This is a genomic window from Rhodococcus sp. B50, assembly GCF_013602415.1.
Classification (GTDB): domain Bacteria; phylum Actinomycetota; class Actinomycetes; order Mycobacteriales; family Mycobacteriaceae; genus Rhodococcus.
Window position 1 is genome coordinate 2,002,463 of sequence record NZ_WPAG02000002.1, and the last position, 23,445, is coordinate 2,025,907.

22 protein-coding genes and 1 tRNA gene are annotated in these 23,445 nt (G+C 67.5%); 4 read left to right on the forward strand and 19 right to left on the reverse strand.

Translation table 11 applies throughout. The annotated features are described in order from the left end of the window. Positions 1 to 3: 3 nt before the first annotated feature. From atpD to prmC, 11 genes are all read right to left on the reverse strand, one after another. Complete coding sequence (gene atpD / locus GON09_RS09570) at positions 4 to 1,452, reverse strand: F0F1 ATP synthase subunit beta (RefSeq protein WP_016692470.1); 1,449 nt, start codon at positions 1,450 to 1,452, stop codon at positions 4 to 6. Between the two features lie 6 nt (positions 1,453 to 1,458). Beyond that, positions 1,459 to 2,442: a F0F1 ATP synthase subunit gamma gene (locus GON09_RS09575; protein WP_213931588.1), complete on the reverse strand. Its 984-nt coding sequence runs from the start codon at positions 2,440 to 2,442 to the stop codon at positions 1,459 to 1,461. Positions 2,443 to 2,490: 48 nt separating this feature from the next. Then, a complete protein-coding gene (gene atpA / locus GON09_RS09580) occupies positions 2,491 to 4,134 on the reverse strand; it encodes a F0F1 ATP synthase subunit alpha (RefSeq protein WP_213931589.1) in 1,644 nt (547 codons plus the stop codon). Positions 4,135 to 4,194: 60 nt separating this feature from the next. Further along, positions 4,195 to 5,010, reverse strand: a complete 816-nt coding sequence (locus tag GON09_RS09585) for a F0F1 ATP synthase subunit delta (protein WP_213931590.1) — start codon at positions 5,008 to 5,010, stop codon at positions 4,195 to 4,197. 5 nt (positions 5,011 to 5,015) lie between these two features. Continuing rightward, positions 5,016 to 5,579, reverse strand: a complete 564-nt coding sequence (locus tag GON09_RS09590) for a F0F1 ATP synthase subunit B (protein ID WP_213931591.1) — start codon at positions 5,577 to 5,579, stop codon at positions 5,016 to 5,018. Between the two features lie 13 nt (positions 5,580 to 5,592). Beyond that, on the reverse strand, positions 5,593 to 5,841 hold the full coding sequence (locus tag GON09_RS09595; protein WP_213931592.1) for an ATP synthase F0 subunit C: 249 nt from the start codon (positions 5,839 to 5,841) through the stop codon (positions 5,593 to 5,595). 90 nt (positions 5,842 to 5,931) lie between these two features. Further along, positions 5,932 to 6,630 (reverse strand): F0F1 ATP synthase subunit A, encoded by a 699-nt coding sequence (gene atpB, locus GON09_RS09600; RefSeq protein WP_006552590.1) that lies wholly within the window; start codon positions 6,628 to 6,630, stop codon positions 5,932 to 5,934. Between the two features lie 409 nt (positions 6,631 to 7,039). Beyond that, a complete protein-coding gene (locus GON09_RS09605; RefSeq protein WP_213931593.1) occupies positions 7,040 to 7,519 on the reverse strand; it encodes a hypothetical protein in 480 nt (159 codons plus the stop codon). A gap of 11 nt (positions 7,520 to 7,530) precedes the next feature. Then, entirely contained in the window at positions 7,531 to 8,736 is a 1,206-nt protein-coding gene (locus GON09_RS09610) for a glycosyltransferase family 4 protein (protein ID WP_213931594.1), read from the reverse strand. 19 nt (positions 8,737 to 8,755) lie between these two features. Beyond that, the gene (locus GON09_RS09615) at positions 8,756 to 9,418 is read right to left on the reverse strand and encodes an L-threonylcarbamoyladenylate synthase (protein WP_213931595.1); all 663 of its coding nucleotides are present in this window, start codon (positions 9,416 to 9,418) and stop codon (positions 8,756 to 8,758) included. A gap of 51 nt (positions 9,419 to 9,469) precedes the next feature. Next, the gene (gene prmC, locus GON09_RS09620) at positions 9,470 to 10,393 is read right to left on the reverse strand and encodes a peptide chain release factor N(5)-glutamine methyltransferase (protein WP_213931596.1); all 924 of its coding nucleotides are present in this window, start codon (positions 10,391 to 10,393) and stop codon (positions 9,470 to 9,472) included. Positions 10,394 to 10,575: 182 nt separating this feature from the next. Here prmC and GON09_RS09625 point away from each other — a divergent pair, with 182 nt between their 5' ends. Then, positions 10,576 to 11,058: a hypothetical protein gene (locus GON09_RS09625; protein ID WP_213931597.1), complete on the forward strand. Its 483-nt coding sequence runs from the start codon at positions 10,576 to 10,578 to the stop codon at positions 11,056 to 11,058. 27 nt (positions 11,059 to 11,085) lie between these two features. On the opposite strand, the gene prfA is transcribed toward GON09_RS09625, so the two are convergent. From prfA to argS, 8 genes are all read right to left on the reverse strand, one after another. Next, positions 11,086 to 12,165 (reverse strand): peptide chain release factor 1, encoded by a 1,080-nt coding sequence (gene prfA / locus GON09_RS09630; RefSeq protein WP_213931598.1) that lies wholly within the window; start codon positions 12,163 to 12,165, stop codon positions 11,086 to 11,088. A gap of 87 nt (positions 12,166 to 12,252) precedes the next feature. Beyond that, a complete protein-coding gene (gene rpmE, locus GON09_RS09635) occupies positions 12,253 to 12,486 on the reverse strand; it encodes a 50S ribosomal protein L31 (RefSeq protein WP_213931599.1) in 234 nt (77 codons plus the stop codon). Between the two features lie 122 nt (positions 12,487 to 12,608). Further along, positions 12,609 to 14,582, reverse strand: coding sequence for a transcription termination factor Rho (gene rho / locus GON09_RS09640; protein WP_213934380.1), 1,974 nt, complete (start codon positions 14,580 to 14,582; stop codon positions 12,609 to 12,611). A 472-nt stretch (positions 14,583 to 15,054) separates the two neighbouring features. Further along, positions 15,055 to 15,984, reverse strand: coding sequence for a homoserine kinase (thrB, locus tag GON09_RS09645; RefSeq protein ID WP_213931600.1), 930 nt, complete (start codon positions 15,982 to 15,984; stop codon positions 15,055 to 15,057). Between the two features lie 37 nt (positions 15,985 to 16,021). Next, positions 16,022 to 17,113 carry a threonine synthase gene (thrC, locus tag GON09_RS09650; RefSeq protein ID WP_006552580.1) on the reverse strand — a complete coding sequence of 364 codons (1,092 nt, stop codon included), beginning with the start codon at positions 17,111 to 17,113 and terminating at the stop codon, positions 16,022 to 16,024. Next, a complete protein-coding gene (locus tag GON09_RS09655) occupies positions 17,110 to 18,396 on the reverse strand; it encodes a homoserine dehydrogenase (protein WP_213934381.1) in 1,287 nt (428 codons plus the stop codon). The genes thrC and GON09_RS09655 overlap by 4 nt, the downstream gene beginning before the upstream one ends. 38 nt (positions 18,397 to 18,434) lie before the next feature. Next, on the reverse strand, positions 18,435 to 19,856 hold the full coding sequence (gene lysA / locus GON09_RS09660) for a diaminopimelate decarboxylase (protein ID WP_213931601.1): 1,422 nt from the start codon (positions 19,854 to 19,856) through the stop codon (positions 18,435 to 18,437). Next, positions 19,853 to 21,505 carry an arginine--tRNA ligase gene (gene argS, locus GON09_RS09665; RefSeq protein WP_213931602.1) on the reverse strand — a complete coding sequence of 551 codons (1,653 nt, stop codon included), beginning with the start codon at positions 21,503 to 21,505 and terminating at the stop codon, positions 19,853 to 19,855. The genes lysA and argS overlap by 4 nt, the downstream gene beginning before the upstream one ends. A 155-nt stretch (positions 21,506 to 21,660) precedes the next feature. Between argS and GON09_RS09670 the strand changes: the two genes are divergently transcribed. From GON09_RS09670 to GON09_RS09680, 3 genes are all read left to right on the forward strand, one after another. Continuing rightward, the gene (locus GON09_RS09670; RefSeq protein WP_213931603.1) at positions 21,661 to 22,482 is read left to right on the forward strand and encodes a DUF3105 domain-containing protein; all 822 of its coding nucleotides are present in this window, start codon (positions 21,661 to 21,663) and stop codon (positions 22,480 to 22,482) included. 2 nt (positions 22,483 to 22,484) lie between these two features. Continuing rightward, on the forward strand, positions 22,485 to 23,195 hold the full coding sequence (locus GON09_RS09675) for a DUF305 domain-containing protein (RefSeq protein ID WP_213931604.1): 711 nt from the start codon (positions 22,485 to 22,487) through the stop codon (positions 23,193 to 23,195). A 121-nt stretch (positions 23,196 to 23,316) separates the two neighbouring features. Beyond that, positions 23,317 to 23,392 (forward strand) — tRNA-Arg (locus GON09_RS09680). Positions 23,393 to 23,445 lie beyond the last annotated feature (53 nt).

Sequence of the window (23,445 nt, forward strand, 5' to 3'; positions counted from 1 at the left end):
GGCCTACTTTCCGGCGATCTTCTTGGCTGCAGCCTCGACGTCGTCGAGTCCACCACAGCTGTTGAACGCCTGCTCGGGCAGGTGGTCGAACTCGCCCTTGCACACGCGGTCGAAGGCCTCGATGGTGTCGGCGAGCGGCACGACCGAACCCGGCTGACCCGTGAACTTCTCGGCGACGATGAAGTTCTGGCCGAGGAACTTCTGGAGACGACGGGCACGGGCAACCGTGACCTTGTCCTCTTCGGAGAGCTCGTCCATACCGAGGATGGCGATGATGTCCTGCAGTTCCTTGTACTTCTGCAGGATGCGCTTGACCTCGTTGGCCACCCGGAAGTGGTCGGCACCGACGATGCCCGGCTCGAGGATTCGCGAGGTCGACGTCAGCGGGTCCACAGCGGGGTAGATACCCATCTGCGAGATCGGACGCGAGAGCTCGGTGGTCGCATCGAGGTGAGCGAACGTCGTGGCCGGCGCGGGGTCGGTGTAGTCGTCGGCGGGCACGTAGATCGCCTGCAGCGAGGTGATCGAGCGGCCACGCGTCGAGGTGATGCGCTCCTGGAGCTCACCCATCTCGTCCGCGAGCGTGGGCTGGTAACCCACGGCCGACGGCATACGGCCGAGGAGGGTCGACACCTCCGAGCCTGCCTGCGTGAAGCGGAAGATGTTGTCGATGAACAGGAGCACGTCCTGTCCCTGGACGTCGCGGAAGTACTCCGCCATCGTCAGGGCCGACAGGGCGACGCGCATACGCGTTCCCGGCGGCTCGTCCATCTGACCGAAGACGAGGGCGGTGTCCTGGAGGACGCCCATCTCTTCCATCTCGAGGTGGAGGTCGGTGCCCTCACGGGTGCGCTCACCGACGCCGGCGAACACCGACGTGCCGGAGAACTCACGCGCGATACGGGTGATCATCTCCTGGATCAGAACGGTCTTGCCGACACCGGCGCCACCGAACAGACCGATCTTGCCGCCCTTGACGTACGGGGTCAGCAGGTCGATGACCTTGATGCCGGTCTCGAGGATCTCGGTCTTGCCCTCGAGCTGGTCGAAGGCCGGGGGCTTGCGGTGGATGCCCCACTGCTCGCCGTCGCGGCCGGTGCCCGGCGCGTCGAGGCAGTCGCCCAGCGCGTTGAACACGTGGCCCTTGACGACGTCGCCGACGGGAACCGAGATCGGCTTGCCCGTGTCGGACACCGGGGCACCGCGGACCAGGCCGTCGGTGGGCTGCATGGAGATCGTGCGGACCAGGTTGTCACCCAGGTGCTGCGCGACCTCGAGGGTCAGGGTCTTCGCCACGGACGGCAGAGTGACCTCTGCGTGCAGGGCGTTGAACAGCTCGGGCACGGCGCCACGCGGGAACTCCACGTCGACGACGGCGCCGATGACGCGGACGACGCGCCCGGCAAGGGCCGACGCCGCACCGGCGTTGTTGTCGGTTACTGCTGCGGTCATTGTGGTTCAGTCACTTCCTGCACTCGAGGCGAGCGCACCGGCACCGCCGACGATCTCGCTGATTTCCTGGGTGATCTGGGCCTGGCGGGCCTGGTTCGCCTGACGGCTGAGGGTGTTCACCAGTTCCGTGGCATTATCCGTCGCGGCCTTCATGGCGGTACGACGGGCCGCCGACTCGGAGGCCGCCGCGTCCAGCAGCGACGCGTAGATACGCGTGCTGATGTACTTCGGCAGGAGAGCCTCGAGCAGGACTCCGGCCTCGGGCTCGAAGTTGTACACCGCCTGCGGTCCCCCGGTGTCCGTGCCTCGGTGCCCGTCGGTGAGCATGTCCTCGCCGAGGTCGATCTCGTCCTCGGTGATGCTCACCTCGAGCGGAGCCATCCTGCGGACCTGGGGGGTCTGCGTCAGCATCGATACGAAGCGGGTGTAGACGATGTGCAGTTCGTCGACGCCCTCGACGGTGCCTTCGCCGTTCGGGGCGGGCACCTCGGCGCCCGATCCCGCCATGAACAGCTCGACCAGGTGGCGGCTCGCCTTCGCGGCGTCCGTGTAACGAGGATCCTGCGAGAAGCCCGTCCAGGCAGCGACCACTTCACGCTCACGGAACGTGTAGTAACCGAGACCCTTGCCGCCCATCACGTACAGCACAGGCTCCTTGCCCTCGCTGAGGAGCAGCTGACGCAGCTCCTCGGCTTCCTTGAGGACGTTGGAGTTGTAACCGCCGGCCATACCGCGGTCGCTGGTCACGACCAGCACTGCGGCACGCTTGGGGTTCTCACGCTCGTTGAGCAGGGGGTGATCCAACGAGGCCGACGCACTCGCCAGCTCGGAGAGCACCTTGGTGATCTCCTCGGCGTACGGCTTGGACGCTGCCACTCGGGCCTGGGCCTTCGTGATACGCGACGTCGCGATCAGTTCCTGCGCCTTGGTGATCTTCTTGGTCGAGTTGACCGACTTGATCCGCGAGCGCAGTTCGCGCAAGTTCGCCATTCGTCGATCACACTCCCTTCACTGGACGCTGGGTCATGGACTCCCCGCTCACTTGCGAACGGTGGTGCGCTTGACGGAGACCTGCTCCTGCTCGACCTCATCGGCACCGAGAGCATCGGCCTCGGCCTCGTTCACGACACGGCTGCCGTCGGAGGCGATGAAGCCCTCCTTGAACTTGGCGGTCGCGGCGTGGAGAGCCTCGATGGACTCGTCCGACAGGGCCTTGCCACCGGCGATCTGCTCGTAGACGCCTGCGGCGTTGCGGTGCAGATCCTCGAGGAGCTCGGCTTCGAAGCGACGCACGTCTCCGACCGGAACCGAGTCGAAGACACCTTCGCCGGCGAGGTAGATCGACACGATCTGGTCCTCGACCGCGATGGGTGCGTACTGGTCCTGCTTGAGCAGCTCGACGAGACGCTGACCGCGCTCGAGCTGAGCCTTCGACGCGGCGTCGAGGTCGGAGGCGAAAGCGGCGAAGCCTTCGAGCTCACGGAACTGCGCGAGCTCCAGACGCAGCGAGCCGGAGACCTTCTTCATGCCCTTGGTCTGGGCGGCGCCACCGACTCGGGAAACCGAGATACCCACGTTGATGGCGGGACGGACACCCTTGTTGAACAGGTCGGACTCGAGGAAGACCTGGCCGTCGGTGATGGAGATGACGTTGGTCGGGATGTACGCCGACACGTCGTTCGCCTTGGTCTCGATGATCGGCAGGGCCGTCAGCGAACCGCCACCGAGCTCGTCGGAGAGCTTGGCGGAGCGCTCCAGCAGACGCGAGTGCAGGTAGAAGACGTCGCCGGGGTACGCCTCGCGGCCCGGCGGACGACGCAGCAGCAGCGAGATGGCGCGGTACGCCTCGGCCTGCTTGGTCAGGTCGTCGAACACGATGAGGACGTGCTTGCCCTGGTACATCCAGTGCTGGCCGATGGCCGAACCGGTGTAGGGGGCGAGCCACTTGAAGCCGGCGGAGTCGGAGGCGGGAGCCGCGACGATGGTGGTGTACTCCATCGCGCCGTTCTCCTCGAGTGCCTGCTTGACACCCGCGATGGTCGAACCCTTCTGGCCGATCGCGACGTAGATGCAGCGGACCTGCTGCTTCGGGTCGCCGGTCTCCCAGTTCGCCTTCTGGTTCAGGATCGCGTCGATGCAGACCGCGGTCTTGCCGGTCTTGCGGTCGCCGATCACGAGCTGACGCTGGCCGCGGCCGATCGGGGTCATCGCGTCGATGGCCTTGATGCCGGTCTGCAGCGGCTCCTCGACCGGCTGGCGCTCCAGCACGGTCGCGGCCTGCAGCTCGAGGGCGCGGGTCTCGTCGGCCTGGATGTCGCCGAGGCCGTCGATCGGCTGACCGAGCGGGTTCACGACGCGGCCCAGGAAGTTGTCGCTCACCGGCACCGACAGAACGTCGCCGGTCCGCTTGACTTCCTGGCCTTCCTCGATCGTCTGGAAGTCGCCCAGGATAACGGCACCGATCTCGGTGGCCTCGAGGTTGAGGGCCACGCCGAGGACGCCACCGGGGAACTCCAGCAGCTCGTTGGCCATCGCCGACGGCAGACCGCTGATGTGCGCGATGCCGTCACTGGTGTCGACGACCACGCCGACCTCCTCGCGGGAGGCCTCCGGGGAGTAGCTCGCGGTGTAATTGTCAATCGCGCTACGGATCTCGTCGGAGGAGATCGTCAGCTCCGCCATGTTCTTCCTGCTCTCGGTATCTGGTCTTCGAAAAGATCTATGTGTGTGTTCGGTAGTGGACTACGTGAGGCTCTTGCGCACTGCAGCGAGTCGACCCGCGGCACTACCGTCGATGACCTCGTCGCCCACCCGGACGACCAATCCACTGAGAAGCTCGGGATCGACCTCGACGTGCACCGTCACAGGCTTCCCGTAGATGCGGGTCAGGGTCGCGGAGAGCCGCTCCTCCTGCCGCGCATCGAGCGGTGCCGCGCTGCGGACATGCGCAACGGCACGATCCCGCTGGGCTGCTGCGAGTGCCGACAATTCGTCGAACGTGCCGGCCGGAGACTCGCTCAGCCGACCGACCGCGTGCACCGCCAGCGCCTCGGTGACCGCGGTCACCTTCCCGTAGAGCAGGCGCGTCAGCAGATCGCGCTTGGCCGAAGCCGGCGTTCCGCGATCGGAGAGCGTCTGCTCGAGGTCGGGGTTGCCGGCCACGATGCGACCGAGGCGGAACAGTTCGTCCTCGACGGTGTCGAGCTGGTTCTGGTCCGCCGCAGCCTTCAGCAGCGCCTCCCGACCCAGCTGGACGAGAGAGTTCGTCAGATCGGACTGGGCCGACCAGTCCTGCCCCGCTGCGGCCTTGACGGTCGCGAGGGTCTGAGCCGAAATCTTGCCGCCGAAGACCTGCTCGGCCAGCCGCTCGCGAACGGCAGCCGGGGCCGAGGCGTCGGCCAGCGCGGTCCGAAGAGCCCGCTGGCTGTCGAGCGCCTCGACCACCGAGAACAATTCGGAACCGGCCTGAGCCGCAGCGGCAGTCGCGGCACCCGAGCCCAGGGCGGACTGCAACGCGGAACGCGTATGAGCGAGTGCCTCACGGCTTGCTGCGTACATGGTGCTCACTTTCCGGATGCAGAGTCAGCGCTGAGGGAGTCGAGTTCGTCGAGGAACCGATCGATCGAGCCGGCACGCTTCACGTCGTCCGCGAGCGTCTCACCGAGGATCTTCTCGGCGAGATCCACGGAGCTGCGTCCGAGATCGCTGCGCAGCTCGGCCACGATCTGCTGGCGCTGGGCCTGCAGCTGGTTGTGGCCGGCAGCGACGATGCGGTCGCTCTCCTCCTGGGCCTGCGCCTTCATGTCGGCGATGATCTGCTGACCCTGTGCACGGGCCTCTTCACGGATCTGCGCCGCCTCGGTGCGGGCCTCGGCGAGCTGGCTACGGTACTGCTCGAGCGCGGCCGCAGCCTCCGCCTGAGCTTCCTCTGCCTTCTTGATGCCGCCTTCGATCAGCTCCGAACGCTCGTCGAGCACCTTCTGGAACATCGGAAGCACGAACTTCCAGAAGACGAATCCGACGAGGATCAGGGCGACCAGCGACCAGACGATGTCGTATGTCGCGGGGAGGAGGGGATTGGGAGTCTCCCCTTCCTCTGCCGCGAGAATCAGGATGCTGTCAGCCATGGTGATCGTCGGATCAGAAGATGAAGCCGGCGACGATGCCGATCAGCGCCAGGGCCTCGGTGAATGCAATACCGAGGAACATCGTGGTGCGCAGCTGGCCGGCCATCTCGGGCTGACGAGCCATGCCCTCGATCGCCTTGCCGACGACGATGCCGATGCCGATGCCGGGGCCGATGGCGGCGAGGCCGTAGCCGATGGCGCCGGCACCCGAGATCGAGGTCTCCTGGGCGAGGACGTCTGCTGCCTGAAGCGCAACGCTCATTGGTGTTCCATTCCCTTTCTTGTGGCTCGGCCCCGGGAGTCGGCAACCGAGTCAGTCTTTGTGTAGATGTGGGTCGTGCCGCTCGTCGAGCTAATGCTCTTCGGCGTGCAGCGCCAGATCGATGTACACCGCGGTGAGCAGCGCGAAGATGTAGGCCTGCAGGACGATCACCAGGAGCTCGAAGAAGGTGAACGCGATTCCGCCGATGAGAGAACCGATGCCGAACACCTTCATGAAGCCGTCGGAATCGAAGAAGAAGAACTGCGTGGCACTGAAGAACAGCACGAGCATGATGTGACCGGCCAACATGTTGGCCATGAGACGAATGGTCAGCGTGAACGGCCGCAGAATGAACGTCGAGACGAACTCGATCGGGATCACCAGCACGTGGAGAGCGGGCGGCAGGTTCGGGATGACGATGCTGCTCTTGACGTAGCGGAAGAATCCGTACTTCTTGATGCCCACATAGTTGAAGACGATGTAGGCGAGTGCCGCGAGCACGATCGGCATACCGATCCGTGCGTTGGACGAGATGTTGAGGAACGGGATGACCGATGTGAGGTTCAGACCGACCACCAGGAAGAAGATGGTGACGATCACCGGGAGGAACCGGCGTCCCTGTTCCTTACCGAGGATGTCCTCGGCGATATGGATCCGGACGAAGTCGAGCATGATCTCGGCGACGTTCTGCACGCCCCGCGGCACGATCTTCGGACTCCGCAGCGCGAAGAAGAAGAACAGCGCGACGATCAGGGCGACGGCGACGCGGATGAGCATCAGCCGGTCCATCTCGAAGGGGGTGCCTTCGAACAGGACTGCCGGTGGGAAAAAATCAGCTAGTGACGGCGCGTGGAATTCTCCGGCTGCCAAGGTGGTGACGCTCAGCGCTCTCTCCCGTAGTCGGCCGCAGGCATGCCGTCTGCGGTTCGATCGGACATTGACGATCCAGAAGTCGACCAGGTCGGCTCGCGTATTCGCCAGTGGTCCGAACCGCGTGGGCGGTCCCGCTTCCTGCCGGTGTCGGCGACTCTCGTCGACTCGGCGGCCATTTGAACACGACCGCCTACGAAGTCACAACTGCGCACCTTGTCCAAACCTGATGCGGTCAGTGTCACTCTCGCAGAACTCACCCTACCAACTGCTCTACGACAGCGCGTAGGTGGGTTCCTACGTGGGGGGTTATGGACATCCGGCACTACTACCGATCGTCGTTGTTCGCCTCGGACGACGGCTGGGGATCGACGTACAGGGCGCGCTGCGAGAGCACGCCGTAGGTCTCTGCCCCCAGAACGATGACCAGCGCGAAAACGATCGTGAGCACCAGCGCGTTGCGGTTGTAGAAGTCGAGCGAGTCGAGCGAACCCATCACGACGATGGCGAGGATCAGCTTCAGCAGCCACGTGCCGAGAAGAACGGCACCGGCGGTCATCGCCGGCATCTTCGACGTCAGGAGCACACCGAGCGCGGTGAAGAGGATGAATCCTCCGCCGACGGCCGCGCCGATCAGCGCGCCCCACAGGCCGGGTGTCCCGGCGACGAGCACCGAGATCACCGAGGCCACGACGGCGAGCGCGAGAAGACCGAGGATGCCGTACCGCACCGCCGCGCGCATGGGTGCGATCGGGTCGGGCAGCGAGGGCAGACCGTGGTCGGGTTCGGGATGATCCGGGTTCGTCACGATATCCGAGCCTAACCGACCTCTCGGGAGCGCTCCGGGGGCGTCTCCCCCGACTCGTCGTGCCGCCGCATCGACGGCACAGCGGTCACCACGAGGGCGAACACGAGACCGCCCGCGAGGATCAGCACTACAGCCCTCCGATCGAGCAACGAGGAACCGACGGCCCCGAACGCGAGGATGCCGACCCACAAGTAGAGCAGCAGCACCACGCGACGGTGGGAATGCCCGATCTGCAGGAGGCGGTGATGGAGGTGCATCTTGTCCGGGCTGAACGGGCTGACGCCCGCTCGCGTGCGGCGCACGATCGCAAGGAGCAGGTCGAGGATCGGGATGAACATCACCGCGCCCATCAGGATGAGCGGTGAGAGCAGGCCCAGCAGGTCGCGCGAGCCGTACGCGCTCAGCGGGATGAGGCCCGAGGCGCTCGTGGAGATCGCGGCGAGCATGAGGCCGATGAGCATCGATCCCGAGTCACCCATGAAGATCTTGGCGGGCTGGAAGTTGTGCGGCAGGAAGCCGAGGCACGCGCCCGCGAGGGCCGCGGCCATGAGAGCCGGCGGATAAGCCGAGACGTCGCCACCCTGATCGAGCAGCAGGCCGACGGAGAACGCACAGATCGCCAGCGCGGCGATGAGACCCAGCCCGGCCGCGAGTCCGTCGAGCCCGTCGACGAAGTTCATCGCGTTGATCATCACGGCGGCGACGGCGACGGTGATGAGGCCGCCCTGCAGCTGGTCGAGCACGAGCGTCGACGCACTGAAGGGGTCGTAGATGACGATCCAGCTCACGCCCATGACCACGAGCACGCCCGCGGCGGTGACCTGCCCGACGAATTTGGTGAGCGCGTCGAGACCCCACCGGTCGTCGACGATCCCGACGACGACGATGATCGACGCTGCGACGAGCGCCGCCCCCATATCCGGGGTGTATTCGAAACCCCTTGTCAGAGCAGGCAACTGCTGAGCGAAGATGATCCCTGCGACGAGACCGATGTACATGCCGACCCCACCCATCCGTGGTGTCGGGGTCACGTGCACGTCGCGATCGCGGGGAACGGCGACCGCCCCGAACTTCAATGCGAGGATCCGCACCACACCGGTGGCGAGAAAGGTCACCACCGCGGAGGTGAGCAGAACGAGGAGAAGCTCCCGGATGGGAACGCCGGCGCCTCGCCCGGCCTGAGCGAGCAGTACGGCGGTGGTGTCGGCTGCAGTCACGTGCTCCGTTCCTCCGCCGCTACTCCCCGCCGGAACGAAGGCGCTCGGGATCGTCGCCGAGCACCTTCGCGAGCGCTTCGGCCGTCACAGCGCCTTCGCGCAGGATGCGCGGACGGTCACCCGTGAGATCGACGATCGTAGATGCGACGCCGTGTTCGGCGGGGCCACCGTCGAGATAGACGCTCGCCGACGCTCCGAGTTGCTCGCGCGCCTCGGTGACGTTCGTCGCGGCCGGCCGGCCGGAGACGTTGGCGCTGGACACCGCGAGCGGACCGACCTCGCGCAGCAGTTCCAGGATCACGGGGTGCAGTGGCATGCGGAGCATGACCGTACCGCGAGTGTCCCCGAGATCCCAGGCCAGGGACGGCGCCTGATGCACCACGAGGCTGAGCCCACCCGGCCAGAAGGCGCGGATCAACTCCCGCGCCTCGGGACGCACCGAGGCGACGAGGCCGTCGATGGTCGTCCAGGAGCCGACGAGGACCGGCACCGGCATGTCGCGGCCGCGGCCCTTCGCGCGCAGGAGCGACGTCACGGCGTCGGAGTCGAACGCATCCGCCGCGATGCCGTACACCGTGTCGGTGGGTACGACGACGAGTCGTCCGGCCTTGAGTGCACCGCGCGCCGCGTTGAGTCCGGCGGCGCGCGAAGCTTCGTTGTTGCAGTCGTACACGGTGCTCACGCGCTCATCCTTCCACTCCGGCCGCAATCGGCACCGGACGGGTCCTGCCCGTCAGCCGTCCGCAGCAGACCGTACCGACTTCATGCGGTCGGCCTCCACCGCGGTGGGAACCCGGTGGGCGGTGACGAACCGGGCCTTACCGGCGAGGTCGGGGTGCCGGACGACATCGCCGAACACGCGACGCTGTTCGAACAGTTCGGCGACGAGCAGGCTGTGCGTGTCGTCGTGCTCGACCGCGGCCGCTCCCCCGATCCGCAGCCATCGCGCGATGTTCGACACCATCGGCCGGATGACGGATAGACCGTCTGCCCCTCCGAAGAGCGCCGAATGCGGGTCGTGCTCGATCACCTCGGGTTCCAGTTCGGCGCCTTCGGGGATGTAGGGCGGGTTGGCGACCACCAGATCGACGGTGCCTTCGAGGTTGGTGAGAAGGGTGCGGTCGGTGACGTCGCCCTGGTACAGCCGGATGGGGGTGTCGCCTTCCTGCGCGCGGGTCTCGGCGTTGCGTCGCGCCCACCCGAGCGCCTTCGCTTCGAGTTCGACGGCATGGACCTCGGCGTCGGGACGGGCGTGCGCGATCGCCAGGGCGAGTGCGCCGGATCCGGTGCACAGGTCGAGCACGACCGGATTGCGGCTTCCGTGGCGCTCGAGGAAGGCCAGGGCCCATCCGAGGAGCAGTTCGGTCTCGGGCCGGGGCACGAACACACCCGGCCCCACCGCGAGGTCGATCTCCCCCATCGGCGAAGTGCCGGTGATGTACTGCAGCGGTATCCGCTTCGCCCGCTGTTCGACCATGGATCGGTAGGCGTCGATGGTCGCCGCGTCGACGAGCGGGACCAGTCCGAGTCGCCCACGCTCGATGGCGAGCAGGTGCGCGGCGAGAAGTTCGGCGTCGACCCGCGGACTCGGGACTCCTGCTTCGTCGAGGACCGATGCCGCTTCGATGATGGCCAGGCGCAGAGGTTGACGGCTCACGCCTACAGCGTGCCACGACTTCGACCCTGCACTACGCCGAGGTATCCCTCGCATTGCACGCACACTGCGCAGACCGGACATTCGACGTGTTTCCGGCGAGGTGATTGACGGCGCGAAGAGGCGGGCACCCGAACGGGGACCGATACCTTCCGGTCGGTTTCATCGACAGAAAGGGATTGCCCATGAAGACACGGACTGTGCGTGGAATCACCGTTCTCGCCGCTGCCGGCGCGACCGCCTTCGCTGCCCCCGCTCTCGCGAGCGCGGACCCCATCGACTTCCAGCCGATCCCCGTCGGATGCCCGGCGGGGATCGGCCTGGCCGACACGGAGACCGTCGTCGACGACGAGGATGCGTCGACCGGCCAGATCGAGTACGAAATCGAGCAGGAAGGTAGCGGCGGCGGCCAGATCGGTTGGGTGAATCTGGGCACGCTGCAGCTCGGTACCGACGCCCTCCCGGGACCGGTGAAGGACGACGAACCCGCCAAGGTGGTCGACACCGGCGCAGGCCTCGTGGTGAGCGCAGTCTGGGGGGCCCATCAGAATGCCGGTGGCCAGGGATGCTTCCTGCTTCCCGGTATCGATCTCACAGACGTACCCTCTGCGCCGGCTCCGAACGACGGAAGCGGCGAGGACGACAACGCCGGCCTCGGCGACGCCTGATCCCCTATCGACGAGCCCGGTTCGCGGCTATTCCGCCGCGAGCCGGGCTTCGCGGTCTGCAGCACCCAGGGCGTCGAGCAGCGCGTCGAGTTCGCCGTCGAGCACCGCGTCGAGGTTGTGGGACTTGAAGCCGATGCGGTGATCGGTGATCCGGTTCTCCGGGAAGTTGTAGGTGCGGATGCGCTCGGACCGGTCGACGGTCCGCACCTGGCTGGCGCGACCTGCCGATGCCTCCGCGTCGGCCGCCTCTTCGGCCGCCGCCTGCAGGCGCGCCGCGAGCACCTGCATCGCGCGGGCCTTGTTCTGCAGCTGGGAGCGTTCGTTCTGGCAGGTCACCACGATGCCGGTGGGAAGGTGCGTGATGCGCACGGCCGAGTCGGTGGTGTTGACACCCTGTCCGCCCTTGCCGGAGGACCGGTAGACGTCGATGCGCAGGTCGCTCTCGTCGATCTGCACCTGCTCGACCTCGTCGGGCTCGGGGTAGACGAAGACGCCGGCCGCGGAGGTGTGCACGCGTCCCTGCGACTCGGTGACGGGCACTCGTTGGACGCGGTGCACCCCGCCCTCGAACTTGAGGCGGGACCACACCCCGTCGCGCACGTCGGTCTTCGACTTGACCGACAGCGTGATGTCCTTGTAACCGCCGAGATCGGAGTAGGTGGCGCCGAGAACCTCGACGCGCCAACCGGCGCGTTCGGCATAGCGCGTGTACATGCGGGCGAGGTCGGAGGCGAACAGAGCGGACTCCTCGCCGCCCTCACCGGACTTGACCTCGAGGACGACGTCGTCGCTGTCGTGCGGGTCGCGGGGAGCGAGCAGGTCGGTCAGGGACCGGTCGAGCTCGGCGACCTGCGCTTCGAGGTCGTCGACCTCGGACGCGAACGACGAGTCGTCGGCGGCGAGTTCGCGCGCCGCTTCGAGATCGTCACGGGCCTGCTTCAGGGCGTTGTAGGTCGACATCACGGGGGCGAGTTCGGCGAACCGCTTGCCCACCCGGCGGGCCGCCGCGGGATCGTCGTGCAGCGACGGGTCGGACAGCTGCTGCTCCAGACCTGCGTATTCGGCCAGGATGTCGTCGATGGCCGACGGCTTGGTCTGCCCCGCCATGAGTGTGCTCCGCTCTGATTCGGTCCGTGCAACGAAAATGCCGACGCCCGGCCTGCACGAGGGCAGTACCGGGCGTCGGCGTGACAGCTAGCTGTCGGAGTCGGCCTTCTTCGATGCACGCTTGCCGTAGCGAGCCTCGAAGCGCGCGACACGACCACCGGTGTCGAGGATCTTCTGCTTGCCGGTGTAGAACGGGTGGCAGTTGGAGCAGACTTCGACGGTGATCCGTCCGGACTCCGACGTGCTGCGGGTCTCGAACGTGTTTCCGCAACCGCAGACGACGGTCGTCGTCACGTAGTTGGGGTGGATTCCTGCCTTCATGGTGTCCCTTTCGTGGCCGCCGGGTCGCCTTCGCGGGTCGAAGACGTGAACCGGAGCCGGACTGAGCCTGTCGATTATGCCAAACGTAGGGCCCCGGGAAGAAATTCCCCGGGGCGCCGACGTCAGTCGTCGAGAGCCCCCGGTGCGGTCTTCGCCACATTCATGAGGAACTCGATGTTCGTCTTGGACTTCTTGAGCCGGTCGATGAGCAAGTCGATCGCCTGGTGCGAATCGAGGCCCGAGAGCACACGGCGCAGCTTGTGCACCACGGCGAACTCGTCGGGGCTCATGAGCAGCTCGTCCTTACGCGTACCGGACGGGTTGACGTCGACCGCCGGGAACACGCGCCGCTCGGCGATCTTCCGGTCGAGCTTGAGCTCGGCGTTGCCGGTGCCCTTGAACTCCTCGAAGATCACGGTATCGCCCGTGGAGCCGGTCTCGACCATCGCGGTGGCGATGATCGTGAGCGACCCGCCGTTCTCGATGTTGCGGGCAGCACCGAGGAAACGCTTCGGCGGGTACAGCGCAGTCGAATCGACGCCACCGGAGAGGATGCGTCCGGATGCCGGCGACGAGTTGTTGTACGCGCGGCCGAGACGGGTGATGGAGTCGAGGAGCACCACGACGTCCTGGCCCATCTCCACGAGACGCTTCGCACGCTCGATGGCGAGCTCGGCGACCGAGGTGTGGTCTGACGGCGGCCGGTCGAAGGTCGAGGCGATGACCTCGCCCTTCACCGAACGCTGCATGTCGGTGACCTCTTCGGGACGCTCGTCGACGAGCACGACCATGAGGTAGCACTCGGGGTTGTTGACGGCGATCGCGTTCGCGATGTCCTGGAGGACCGTGGTCTTACCGGCCTTCGGCGGCGACACGATGAGCGCGCGCTGCCCCTTACCGATCGGCATGACCAGGTCGATCACGCGCGTGGTGAGGATGTTCGGCTGGGTCTCGAGCCGCAGTCGCTGGTTCGGGTACAGCGGCGTGAGCTTGTTGAACTCGGGGCGGCGCTTGGCCGAATCGACGTCGCGGCCGTTGACCGTGTCGAGGCGGACCAGCGGGTTGAACTTCTGGCGCTGGTTGCTCTGCTCGCCCTCGCGAGGAACCCGCACGGCGCCGGTGATGGCGTCGCCGCGGCGCAGGCCGTTCTTGCGCACCATGTTCATCGACACGTAGACGTCGTTCGGACCGGCGAGGTAGCCGGACGTGCGCACGAACGCGTAGTTGTCGAGCACGTCGAGAATGCCGGCGACCGGCTGCAGGACGTCGTCCTCGCGGATCTCGGGTTCGCGCGAGTCCGAACCGCCTTCGCTGCGGTCGCGTCCACGGCGACGCTCACGGAAGCGACGGCCCCGGCGGCCGCGGCCGCCTTCCTCGTCGTCTCCCCCGCGGTTGTCCTGGCTCTGACGCGGACCCTGGTTTCCGCCGTCGCGATCGCCACCGTCCTGGCCGCGATCACCCTGGTTACGGTCGCCCTGATTGCGCTCACCCTGGTTGCGGTCGCGCCGCGAGGAGCCGTCGCCGGAGGTGCGGTCCTGGGACTTCTCGCGCTGCGAGTCGCGGTCCTGACGGCCGTCCTCGGACGACTCGGTGCCCTCGGCCTGCTGGTTCTGGTCGGCGTTGTCGCCGCCACGACGTCCACGACGGCCGCGGCCGCGACGGTTTCCGTCGGATTCGTTGTCGCCGCTGGGGGTCTGGCCGCCCTGCTGCTTCTCCTGCGAGCCGTCCTCGGTCGACTTCGCATCGGCCTTCTGCTCGGTCGACTTCGCATCGGCCTTCTGCTCGGTCGACTTCGCATCGGCCTTCTGCTCGGTCGACTTCGCGTCGACCTTCTGCTCGGGCGCAGCGGTCTCGTCGGCGGCGGCACGGCCACGGCGACCGCGGGTGCCACGCGAGGGCGCTCCCTCGGGCTTGTCTGCCACCTCGGTCTTCTCGGCGCCGGTGTTCGACGCGGCTACCGGCCGCTCGGTGGCGGGTGCGGCGTCGCCGCCTCCCTGCCGCTCCTTGATCGCAGCGATGAGATCGCCCTTGCGCATCCCGGAGGTGCCCTTGATTCCGAGCTCGGCGGCAAGAGTCCGCAACTCGGCAAGCACCATGCCCGAAAGGCCTGCTCCGCGGCGACCGCGTGTGGTCGTCCGGCTACCGGCCTCGGGAATGTCGAGAGCAGGTGTAGCGATCAGGTCCGTATCTGTCACGGAGATCCTTCCTTCCCTCGCCCGCTTCATGCGCAGCAGAGGGTTCGTCCCGCAGATCAGTTCGTCCACTGAGCTGGGATTTGCCGTACGAGTTCAGGGAAAACGAACGGTCGGCACGTCCGCCACCACACCGAAATCCGGTGGGTGCGGTCTGTCCCCCTCCCGGATCCGGGAGCAGGTGAGGATCGATCCAGGCTCGACGCCCCGATGGAGCTGGAGTGATTGCCCTGGAGAATCCGGCGACTGATACGCACGACGTGCGGACACCCCACAGAATAGCGACGATCTGTACGTAGGGCAAGAATCGCCATGCCGGATGGGACGTGTGTGTTGCACCACCGTCCACCCCCGCATCCGGCACCGCGCGTCGGTCTCAGTCGACCTGGACTCCCTCGGCGATCTCGAGATCGAGCACCGTCAGATTGTCGGCCTCGGCCGCGGCCCGTAGTTCATCGGGCAGCGCAGAGGTCGTCAGCGCGAGCACCGTCGGCCCTGCACCGGAGACGACGGCGGGGATACCCGCTTCGCGCAGTGCGGCCACCCATTTGGTGGTGAGCGGAAGGGCGGGCGCCCGCTGTGCCTGGTGGAGCAGATCCTGCGTCGCCGGCATCAGCAGTTCGGGTCGCTCGGTGAGCGCGACGACCGCGAGGGCCGCCCGGCTGACGTTGAACGCCGCGTCCCGATGCGGCACGAGCTCGGGCAGCAGGCCCCGGGTGTGGGCCGTGGAGGAACGGACCGACGGGACGAAGGCGTACGCCTTGATGTCGGGGTGCACGCGCAGGTTCACCGCGCGGTAGGTCCGCTGTTCGGAGTCGACCTCCGCCTCGGTCCACGACACCACGGCTCCGCCGAGCACGCTGGCGGAGGCGTTGTCGGGATGTCCCTCGAACTCGGACGCCAGCTGCACGAGCTGCTCGGCGTCGAGCACCCGCTCCGGGGCGATCTTGCGGACGAGTCCGTTGGCCGCTGCCAGCCCTCCCACCGCCGCGGAGGCGGAGGATCCGAGCCCCCGGGAGTGCGGGATGACGTTGTGGCACACGACGTCCAATCCGTCGGCCCACACACCGGCGGCCTCGAGTCCGCGCTCGACGGCCCGGACGACGAGGTGCGAAGGTCCCCACGGAACCTCCTGCGCGCCTTCCCCCTCCACCTGTACATCGAGTCCGGAAGCCGTTGTCGTGACGGTGATCTCGTCGTACAGACCGAGGGCGAGGCCCAGGCAGTCGAAGCCGGGACCGAGATTCGCGCTCGAGGCGGGAACCCGTGCCGTCACCGAAAGCCCCACGGGCAACGTCTGCGTCATGTCCTGATTCCCAACGGAGGAAGGCGTGGCGGTCAACTCAGGCCAACTCGAGCGCGGAGGCGACCGCGACCGGGTCGACCGGGATGGGCTCGACCACAGGCACATCACGCAGAGCCGTGTCGGGGTCCTTGAGACCGTTGCCGGTCACGGTGCACACGACCTTCAGGCCGCGTTCGAGCCAGCCTTCCTTGCTCGCGGCGAGCAGACCGGCGATGGACGCGGCCGAAGCCGGCTCGACGAAGATCGACTCGGACTTCGCGAGCAGTCGGTACGCCTCGAGGATCTCCTCGTCGGTCGCTGCGCGGAACGCGCCGTTCGACTCCTCCTTGGCGGCCACCGCGCCGTTCCACGATGCGGGAGCGCCGATGCGGATGGCGGTCGCGATGGTCTCGGGATCCTTCACCGGATGGCCGAGGACGAGCGGCGCGGCACCAGCGGCCTGGACGCCGAGCATGCGCGGGCGGCGCGTGCTGAGGCCGTCGGCGGCGTACTCGCTGTAGCCCTTCCAGTAGGCGGTGATGTTGCCTGCATTGCCGACGGGCAGCACGTGCACGTCGGGGGCGTCGCCGAGCGCGTCGACGATCTCGAAGGCGGCGGTCTTCTGGCCCTCGATACGCACCGGGTTCACGGAGTTGACCAGACCGATGGTGGAGAACTCCGCGGTGGTCTTGCGTGCCAGCTCCAGACAGTCGTCGAAGTTACCCTCGACCTGCACGATCTTCGCGCCGTGCATGACGGCCTGGGCGAGCTTGCCCATCGCGATCTTGCCCTGCGGCACGAGCACAGCGCAGCCGATGCCGGCGCGCGCGGCGTAGGCGGCGGCCGAGGCCGAGGTGTTGCCGGTGGACGCGCACAGCACCGCCTGCTTGCCGGTCGCGAGGGCCTCGGTGACCGCCATGGTCATACCGCGGTCCTTGAACGAACCGGTGGGGTTGAGACCCTCGACCTTGACGTGGACCTCGCAGCCGGTGATCTCCGACAGGCGCGGAGCCGGGAGCAGCGGCGTGCCGCCCTCACGCAGCGTGACCGTCTTCCAGTCGTCACCGATCGGCAAGCGCGAACGGTACGCCTCGATCAGGCCCGGCCACGGCGTGTGCACGGGGGTGGTGTTCTTCTCGGCCGCGCTCATTCGGCGGATCCCTCCAGTCTCAGGACGCTGGTCACAGCAATCACGGATTCGAGTTTGTCGAGCGCTGCGACGGTATCCGCCAGCGCACGGTCGGTGGCCTGATGGGTGAGTACCACCAGGCGGGCGGCGTCGCCGGCGCCTTCCTGGCGGACCGCTGCGATGCTCACGTCCCGCGTGGCGAACTCGGCGGCGACCGCCGAGAGCACGCCGGCGCGATCGGCGACCTTCAGGTTGACGTAGTAACGCGTGAGGATGTCGCTCATGGGCGCGATCTCCAGTTGCGCATACTTCGACTCGCGCGGACCACGCCCACCCTGAACCCGGTTGCGGGCGGCCATCACGAGGTCGCCCATCACCGCGGAGGCGGTGGGGGCGCCACCTGCGCCCTGGCCGTAGAACATCAGGCGGCCCGAGGACTCCGCTTCGACGACGACGGCGTTGAACGCGCCGTTGACCGCAGCGAGCGGATGCTCGCGGGGCACGAGTGCCGGGTAGACGCGGGCGGACACGCGGTCCTTGCCGTCGGCGGACGGAACGCGTTCGCACAGCGCGAGCAGCTTGATCGTGCAGTTGAGCGCACGCGCCGACGTGAGATCGGCCGCGGTGATCGAGGAGATGCCCTCGCGGTAGACGTCGGCTGCCGTCACACGGGTGTGGAAGGCGATCGACGCGAGGATCGCAGCCTTGGAGGCCGCGTCGAAACCTTCGACGTCGGCAGTGGGGTCGGCCTCGGCGTATCCGAGCCGGCTCGCCTCGGCGAGCGTCTCGCCGTAGTCGGCGCCCGTCTCGTCCATCGCCGAGAGGATGTAGTTGGTGGTGCCGTTGACGATGCCGACGACCCGATTGACCCGGTCGCCTGCGAGCGACTGCGTGAGCGGGCGGATCACCGGGATCGCGCCGGCCACGGACGCCTCGAAGTACAGGTCCACGTTGCGGGCCTCGGCCGCCTCGGCGAGTTCACCGGTATAGGCGGCGAGCAACGCCTTGTTGGCCGTGACGACGGACTTACCGGCGTCGAGCGCCGTGCGCACCAGCTTGCGAGGAAGCTCGATGCCACCGATGAGTTCGACGACGATGTCGACGTCGTCGCGACGGATCAGCGCCTCGGCGTTCGTCGTGATCAGCTCCGCGGGAAGGCCACGGTCACGGGAGGCGTCGCGCACCGCGACACCCCGCAATTCCAGCGGGGCACCGATGCGCGCCTCGAGATCCGCGGCGTCGTCGCGGATGATCCGCGCGACCTCGGCACCGACGGTGCCGTGCCCGAGAACTGCCACACCCACCGGACGCCGGTCCGAAGCATCGGTCGCCGTTGCACTGGTCACTCCGAAACCTCCAAGTTGAGCAGATCTTCGACGGTCTCGCGGCGCAGCAGGACGCGCGAGACACCGTCCTTGACCGCCACGACGGCGGGGCGAGGCAGCAGGTTGTACCTGCTCGACATCGAGTAGCAGTATGCACCCGTCGCCGCGACCGCCAGTAAATCACCGGCTGCGACGTCGGCGGGCATCCAGGCGTCGCGGATGACGATGTCGCCGCTCTCGCAGTGCTTGCCGACGACCCGCGAGACCACCGGTTCGGCCTCGCTCACGCGGGAGACGAGGCGCGATTCGTATTCCGCCTGGTACAGCGACGTGCGGATGTTGTCGCTCATGCCGCCGTCGACGCTGATGTAGCGGCGGACGTGACCGGAACCGACCTCGACGTCCTTGAGCGTTCCCACCTCGTAGAGCGTCACGGTGCCCGGTCCGGCGATGGCCCGCCCGGGTTCGACCGCAAGGGTCGGAGCCGGGAGCCCGGCGAGTGCGGACTCGTTGCGGACGATGTCGCCCAGTTTGGCGGCGAGATCGGCGACCGGCGGCGGGTCGTCGCTCGGCACGTACGAGATGCCCAGGCCACCGCCGAGGTCGACGATGCTCATCTGCGCGGTCTTGTCGACACCGAACTCGGCGACGATGTCGCGCAGCAGGCCGATCACGCGGTGCGCGGCGAGTTCGAAGCCGTCGACGTCGAAGATCTGCGAGCCGATGTGGCTGTGCAGACCGACGAGACGGAGATTGTCGGTCGCGAAGACCCGGCGCACGGCTTGCATCGCGTTGCCACCGGCGAGCGAGAGCCCGAACTTCTGGTCCTCGTGCGCGGTGGAAATGAACTCGTGGGTGTGGGCCTCGACGCCCACGGTCACCCGGATGAGCACGTCCTGGACGACGCCGGCCTCGCCGGCGATCGCGTCGAGTCGGTCGATCTCGGCGAGCGAGTCGAGCACGATGTGCCCGACCCCGGCGGTCACGGCGGCCTGCAGTTCGCGGACGGACTTGTTGTTGCCGTGCATCGCGATCTTCTCGGCGGGGAAACCGGCGTGCAGGGCCACGGCGAGTTCACCGCCGGACGCGACGTCGAGCGAGAGCCCTTCCTGATGAACCCACCGTGCGATCTCGCTGCACAGGAACGCCTTCGACGCGTAGTGCACCTTCGCCGACGGGCCGAAGGCCTCGGCGATCTCCCGGCAGCGGGAGCGGAAGTCGTCCTCGTCGACGACGAACAGCGGGGTGCCGTACTTCTCGGCGAGCTCGGTCACCGGGATACCGGCGATGCGCATGACGCCGTCCTCGCCGCGCGCGGCATTGCGGGGCCACACGTGCGGGGCCAGCGCGTTGAGCGCCGCCGTGTCGGCCGGGCGCTCGGGCAGGTTCGGGGCGTGCGGGATCTGGGCGTGACGCGGTCCCGCGGGGTGCGCGTTCACATCCGCTCCGGAGCGCTGACGCCGAGCAGACCGAGGCCGTTGGCGAGGACCTGGCGCGCGGCCGCGCACAACGCGAGTCGCGCGGTGTGCAGCGGTCCGGCCTCCTCGTCGCCCTGCGGCAGGATCCGGCAGGCGTCGTAGAAGCGGTGGTAGGTGCCCGCGAGTTCCTCGAGATAGCGGGCGACGCGGTGCGGTTCGCGCAGTTCGGCCGCCTTCGCCAGCACCCGGGGGTACTCGCCGAGGGTGCGGATGAGGTCACCCTCGCGCTCGTGGGTGAGCAGCGAGAAGTCGGCGCCCTCGGCGGTCAGGCCGAGATCGGCGGCGTTGCGCGCGATCGACGACAGCCGCGCGTGGGCGTACTGGACGTAGTAGACCGGGTTCTCGTTCGTGGTGCTCGCCCACAGCTCGAGGTCGATGTCGATGCTCTGGTCCACCGAGGAACGCACGAGCGAGTAGCGGGCGGCGTCGACGCCGATCGCCTCGACGAGGTCGTCGAGGGTGATCACGGTGCCGGCCCGCTTGCTCATCCTCACGGCCTCGCCGCCGCGGACGAGGTTGACCATCTGGCCGATCATCACCTCGACGGTGTCGGGGTCGTCGCCGAACGCCGCCGCGGCGGCCTTCAGACGCGCGATGTAGCCGTGGTGGTCGGCACCGAGCATGTAGATGCACAGGTCGAAGCCGCGCGAGCGCTTGTCCTGGAAGTAGGCGATGTCGCCGGCGATGTAGGCGGCGTTGCCGTCGGACTTGATGACGACACGGTCCTTGTCGTCGCCGTAATCGGTGCTCTTGAGCCACCACGCGCCGTCGTCGAAGTACAGATTGCCCGACGCCTTCAGGGTCTCGACGGCCTTCTCGACGGCTCCGCTCTCGAAGAGGGAGTTCTCGTGGAAGTACACGTCGAAGTCGACGCCGAACTCGTGGAGGGTGCGCTTGATGTGCGCGAACATCGACTCCACGCCGATCGATCGGAACGTCTCGTGCCGCTCGTCCTCGGGGAGTTCGAGTGCGTCGGGACGCTGCTCGAGCACGGAGGAGGCGATATCGACGATGTACGCGCCGGCGTAGCCGTCCTCGGGGGCGGGCTGTCCGAGCGCGGAGGCGATGAGCGACCGGGTGAAGCGGTCGATCTGCGCGCCGTGGTCGTTGAAGTAGTACTCCCGGGTGACCTCACCGCCCTGGGCGGTGAGGATGCGTCCGAGGGCGTCGCCGACCGCGGCCCAGCGCGTGCCACCGAGGTGGATCGGACCGGTGGGGTTGGCGGAGACGAATTCGAGGTTGATCTTCGTGTTCGCGAGCTCGCGGCCGTTGCCGTAGGCGTCGCCCTCGGCGAGCACCGTGGCGACGATCGCGCCCTGGGCGTCGGCGGCGAGCCGGATGTTCAGGAAGCCGGGACCTGCGACCTCGGCCGAGTCGATGCCCTCGGCAGCGGTCAGGGCCTCGGCGAGCCAGGTGGCGAGTTCGCGAGGATTGACACCGACCTTCTTCGCGACCTGCATCGCGACGTTGGTCGCGTAGTCGCCGTGCTCCGGATTGCGCGGGCGCTCGACGGTGAGGGTCTCGGGAAGAACGGACGCGTCGAGACCACGGTCGGTGAGGACACCGGCGGCGGTTCCGCGGAGCAGCTGAGCAAGGTCGGAGGGAGTCACAGGTATCCATCCTATTGGCTGGTCGATCGCGGCGCCGACGCTCCCCCTACCGGCAGCTCCGACCGCCGCGCGCGAGCACGCCCGTAGAGTTGTGGGTGTTTGTGCGCCCGATGGGCGCGTGTCCGCCTGTCCACCCGTCGAAAGAGCACACAGCGATGCCCAGCGGTTCGGTTAGTGGCGGCTCCGGTAACAAGAAGACCGGAGCCAAGTCGTCGAAGGCCATCCAGGCCGCCAAGAAGAAGAGCGGCGGCGCTCGCGGGGTCCCCGCCCAGCGCCAGATCCCGTGGTTGACGATCGGCGGCGTGGCCCTGGTCGTCGTCCTGGTCGCCGTGATCGCTGTGAGCCTGATCCCGAAGTACCAGAACCAGCAGGAGATGTCGGCGTGGACGCCGTCGGAGTCCAACCAGGATCCGTCGGACGACATCGAGGGTGTCCTGAAGATCGAGTATCCCGCCGGTGTGCACGTCGCGCCGGGCCAGCGGGTCGCCTACGACCAGTCTCCGCCGTTCGGCGGTCCCCATGACTCCGTCTGGGCGACCTGCACCGGAACGGTCTACGAGCAGCCGGTCCGGACCGAGAACATGGTCCACTCCCTCGAGCACGGCGCCGTGTGGGTCGCGTACAACCCCGACCTGCTCGACGACGCCGCGGTCGATACTCTCCGGCAGAAGGTCGACGGCCGCACGTACACGCTGATGTCGCCCTACCCGGGTCTCGACAGTCCGATCTCTCTGCAGTCGTGGGGTCACCAGCTCAAGGTCGACAGCGTCGACGATCCGCGCGTCGACCAGTTCATCAGCGCGCTGCGGTTGAACCAGTACACCTACCCCGAGGTGGGTGCGAGCTGCTCGACGATCCCCGGTTCGTTCGATCCGGCGAACCCGCCGGCCTTCGACGCCTCCGAGCCCGGTCCCGACGCGGTGCCGATGAACGCGGAGACCGCCGGCGGCATGCAGCAGGCACCGGCCGGGAGCTGATCATGAGCGCGACCTCCTCGGACATCTCCTCCCCCGAGCACGGTGGGCACAACCGGCTGCTGCTGGTGCTGCTCACCGTCGCCGCGGTCGCCGTAGGGTTCCTCGCGGGTTTCCTGGCCCGGATCCCCTTCGAGGATTCCGCCCCGGCCGCGCCGCAGGCCGGCTCGGTGGACGTCGGATTCGCGCAGGACATGATCGTGCACCACGACCAGGGCGTCGAGATGGCCGCCGTGGCGGTCTCCAACTCGGAGGACGATCGGATCCGCAACATCGCGTACGACATCCTCACCACCCAGCAGAACCAGATCGGCCAGATGCAGGGCTGGTTGTCGCTGTGGGGGCAGCCGCTGCTTCCGACCGGCGAGTACATGACGTGGATGACCGAATCCGGTGGCCACGATCACGGCGGTCACGGCACGGCCATGAATGCGGAGGGTGCGAGCGACTCGCATCTGATGCCGGGCATGGCCACTTCCGAGGATCTCGCGAATCTCCGGTCCGCCCGCGGACCCGAACTGGACGTGCTCTTCCTCCAATTGATGCTGCGCCATCACGAGGGCGGCCTGCCGATGATGGAGTACGGCGAGCAGTATGCGAGCACCCCGGCGGTGCGCAATCTGGCGGGCACGATGGTCGCCACACAGCAGGGCGAATCGGATCTGATGAGGACCTTGCTCACGGAGCGCGGCGCCGAACCGCTGTCGCTCAACTGAGCCGCCCGACCGCGCGAAACCGGAATTCCGGTCGAAAACCGGCTCTGACCTGGCGATGTGGAGTTGCGCGTTCGATGCGCTAGGCTAACTCCCGCACCTCCGGTCATCCGGCGGTCCGGATGCCCTCGTAGCTCAGGGGATAGAGCGCTTGCCTCCGGAGCAAGAAGTCGCAGGTTCGAATCCTGCCGAGGGCACCACGAAGGCCCCGCTTCTCACGAAGCGGGGCCTTCGGCGTTTTCGGTCGACTCGG

What these genes read in the sequence shown, in the direction of transcription:
- GON09_RS09595 (WP_213931592.1), bottom strand. Translation starts at nt 5,841, where the DNA reads ATGAGCGTTGCGCTTCAGGCAGCAGACGTCCTCGCCCAGGAGACCTCG.
- thrC (WP_006552580.1), bottom strand. Translation starts at nt 17,113, where the DNA reads ATGAGCGCGGCCGAGAAGAACACCACCCCCGTGCACACGCCGTGGCCG.
- GON09_RS09590 (WP_213931591.1), bottom strand. Translation starts at nt 5,579, where the DNA reads ATGGCTGACAGCATCCTGATTCTCGCGGCAGAGGAAGGGGAGACTCCC.
- rpmE (WP_213931599.1), bottom strand. Translation starts at nt 12,486, where the DNA reads ATGAAGGCAGGAATCCACCCCAACTACGTGACGACGACCGTCGTCTGC.
- GON09_RS09625 (WP_213931597.1), top strand. Translation starts at nt 10,576, where the DNA reads ATGAAGACACGGACTGTGCGTGGAATCACCGTTCTCGCCGCTGCCGGC.
- atpA (WP_213931589.1), bottom strand. Translation starts at nt 4,134, where the DNA reads ATGGCGGAGCTGACGATCTCCTCCGACGAGATCCGTAGCGCGATTGAC.
- atpB (WP_006552590.1), bottom strand. Translation starts at nt 6,630, where the DNA reads ATGGACCGGCTGATGCTCATCCGCGTCGCCGTCGCCCTGATCGTCGCG.
- GON09_RS09585 (WP_213931590.1), bottom strand. Translation starts at nt 5,010, where the DNA reads ATGTACGCAGCAAGCCGTGAGGCACTCGCTCATACGCGTTCCGCGTTG.
- thrB (WP_213931600.1), bottom strand. Translation starts at nt 15,984, where the DNA reads ATGACGCAGACGTTGCCCGTGGGGCTTTCGGTGACGGCACGGGTTCCC.
- atpD (WP_016692470.1), bottom strand. Translation starts at nt 1,452, where the DNA reads ATGACCGCAGCAGTAACCGACAACAACGCCGGTGCGGCGTCGGCCCTT.
- GON09_RS09675 (WP_213931604.1), top strand. Translation starts at nt 22,485, where the DNA reads ATGAGCGCGACCTCCTCGGACATCTCCTCCCCCGAGCACGGTGGGCAC.
- rho (WP_213934380.1), bottom strand. Translation starts at nt 14,582, where the DNA reads ATGGTGCTTGCCGAGTTGCGGACTCTTGCCGCCGAGCTCGGAATCAAG.
- GON09_RS09670 (WP_213931603.1), top strand. Translation starts at nt 21,661, where the DNA reads ATGCCCAGCGGTTCGGTTAGTGGCGGCTCCGGTAACAAGAAGACCGGA.
- GON09_RS09575 (WP_213931588.1), bottom strand. Translation starts at nt 2,442, where the DNA reads ATGGCGAACTTGCGCGAACTGCGCTCGCGGATCAAGTCGGTCAACTCG.
- prfA (WP_213931598.1), bottom strand. Translation starts at nt 12,165, where the DNA reads ATGGCGGGGCAGACCAAGCCGTCGGCCATCGACGACATCCTGGCCGAA.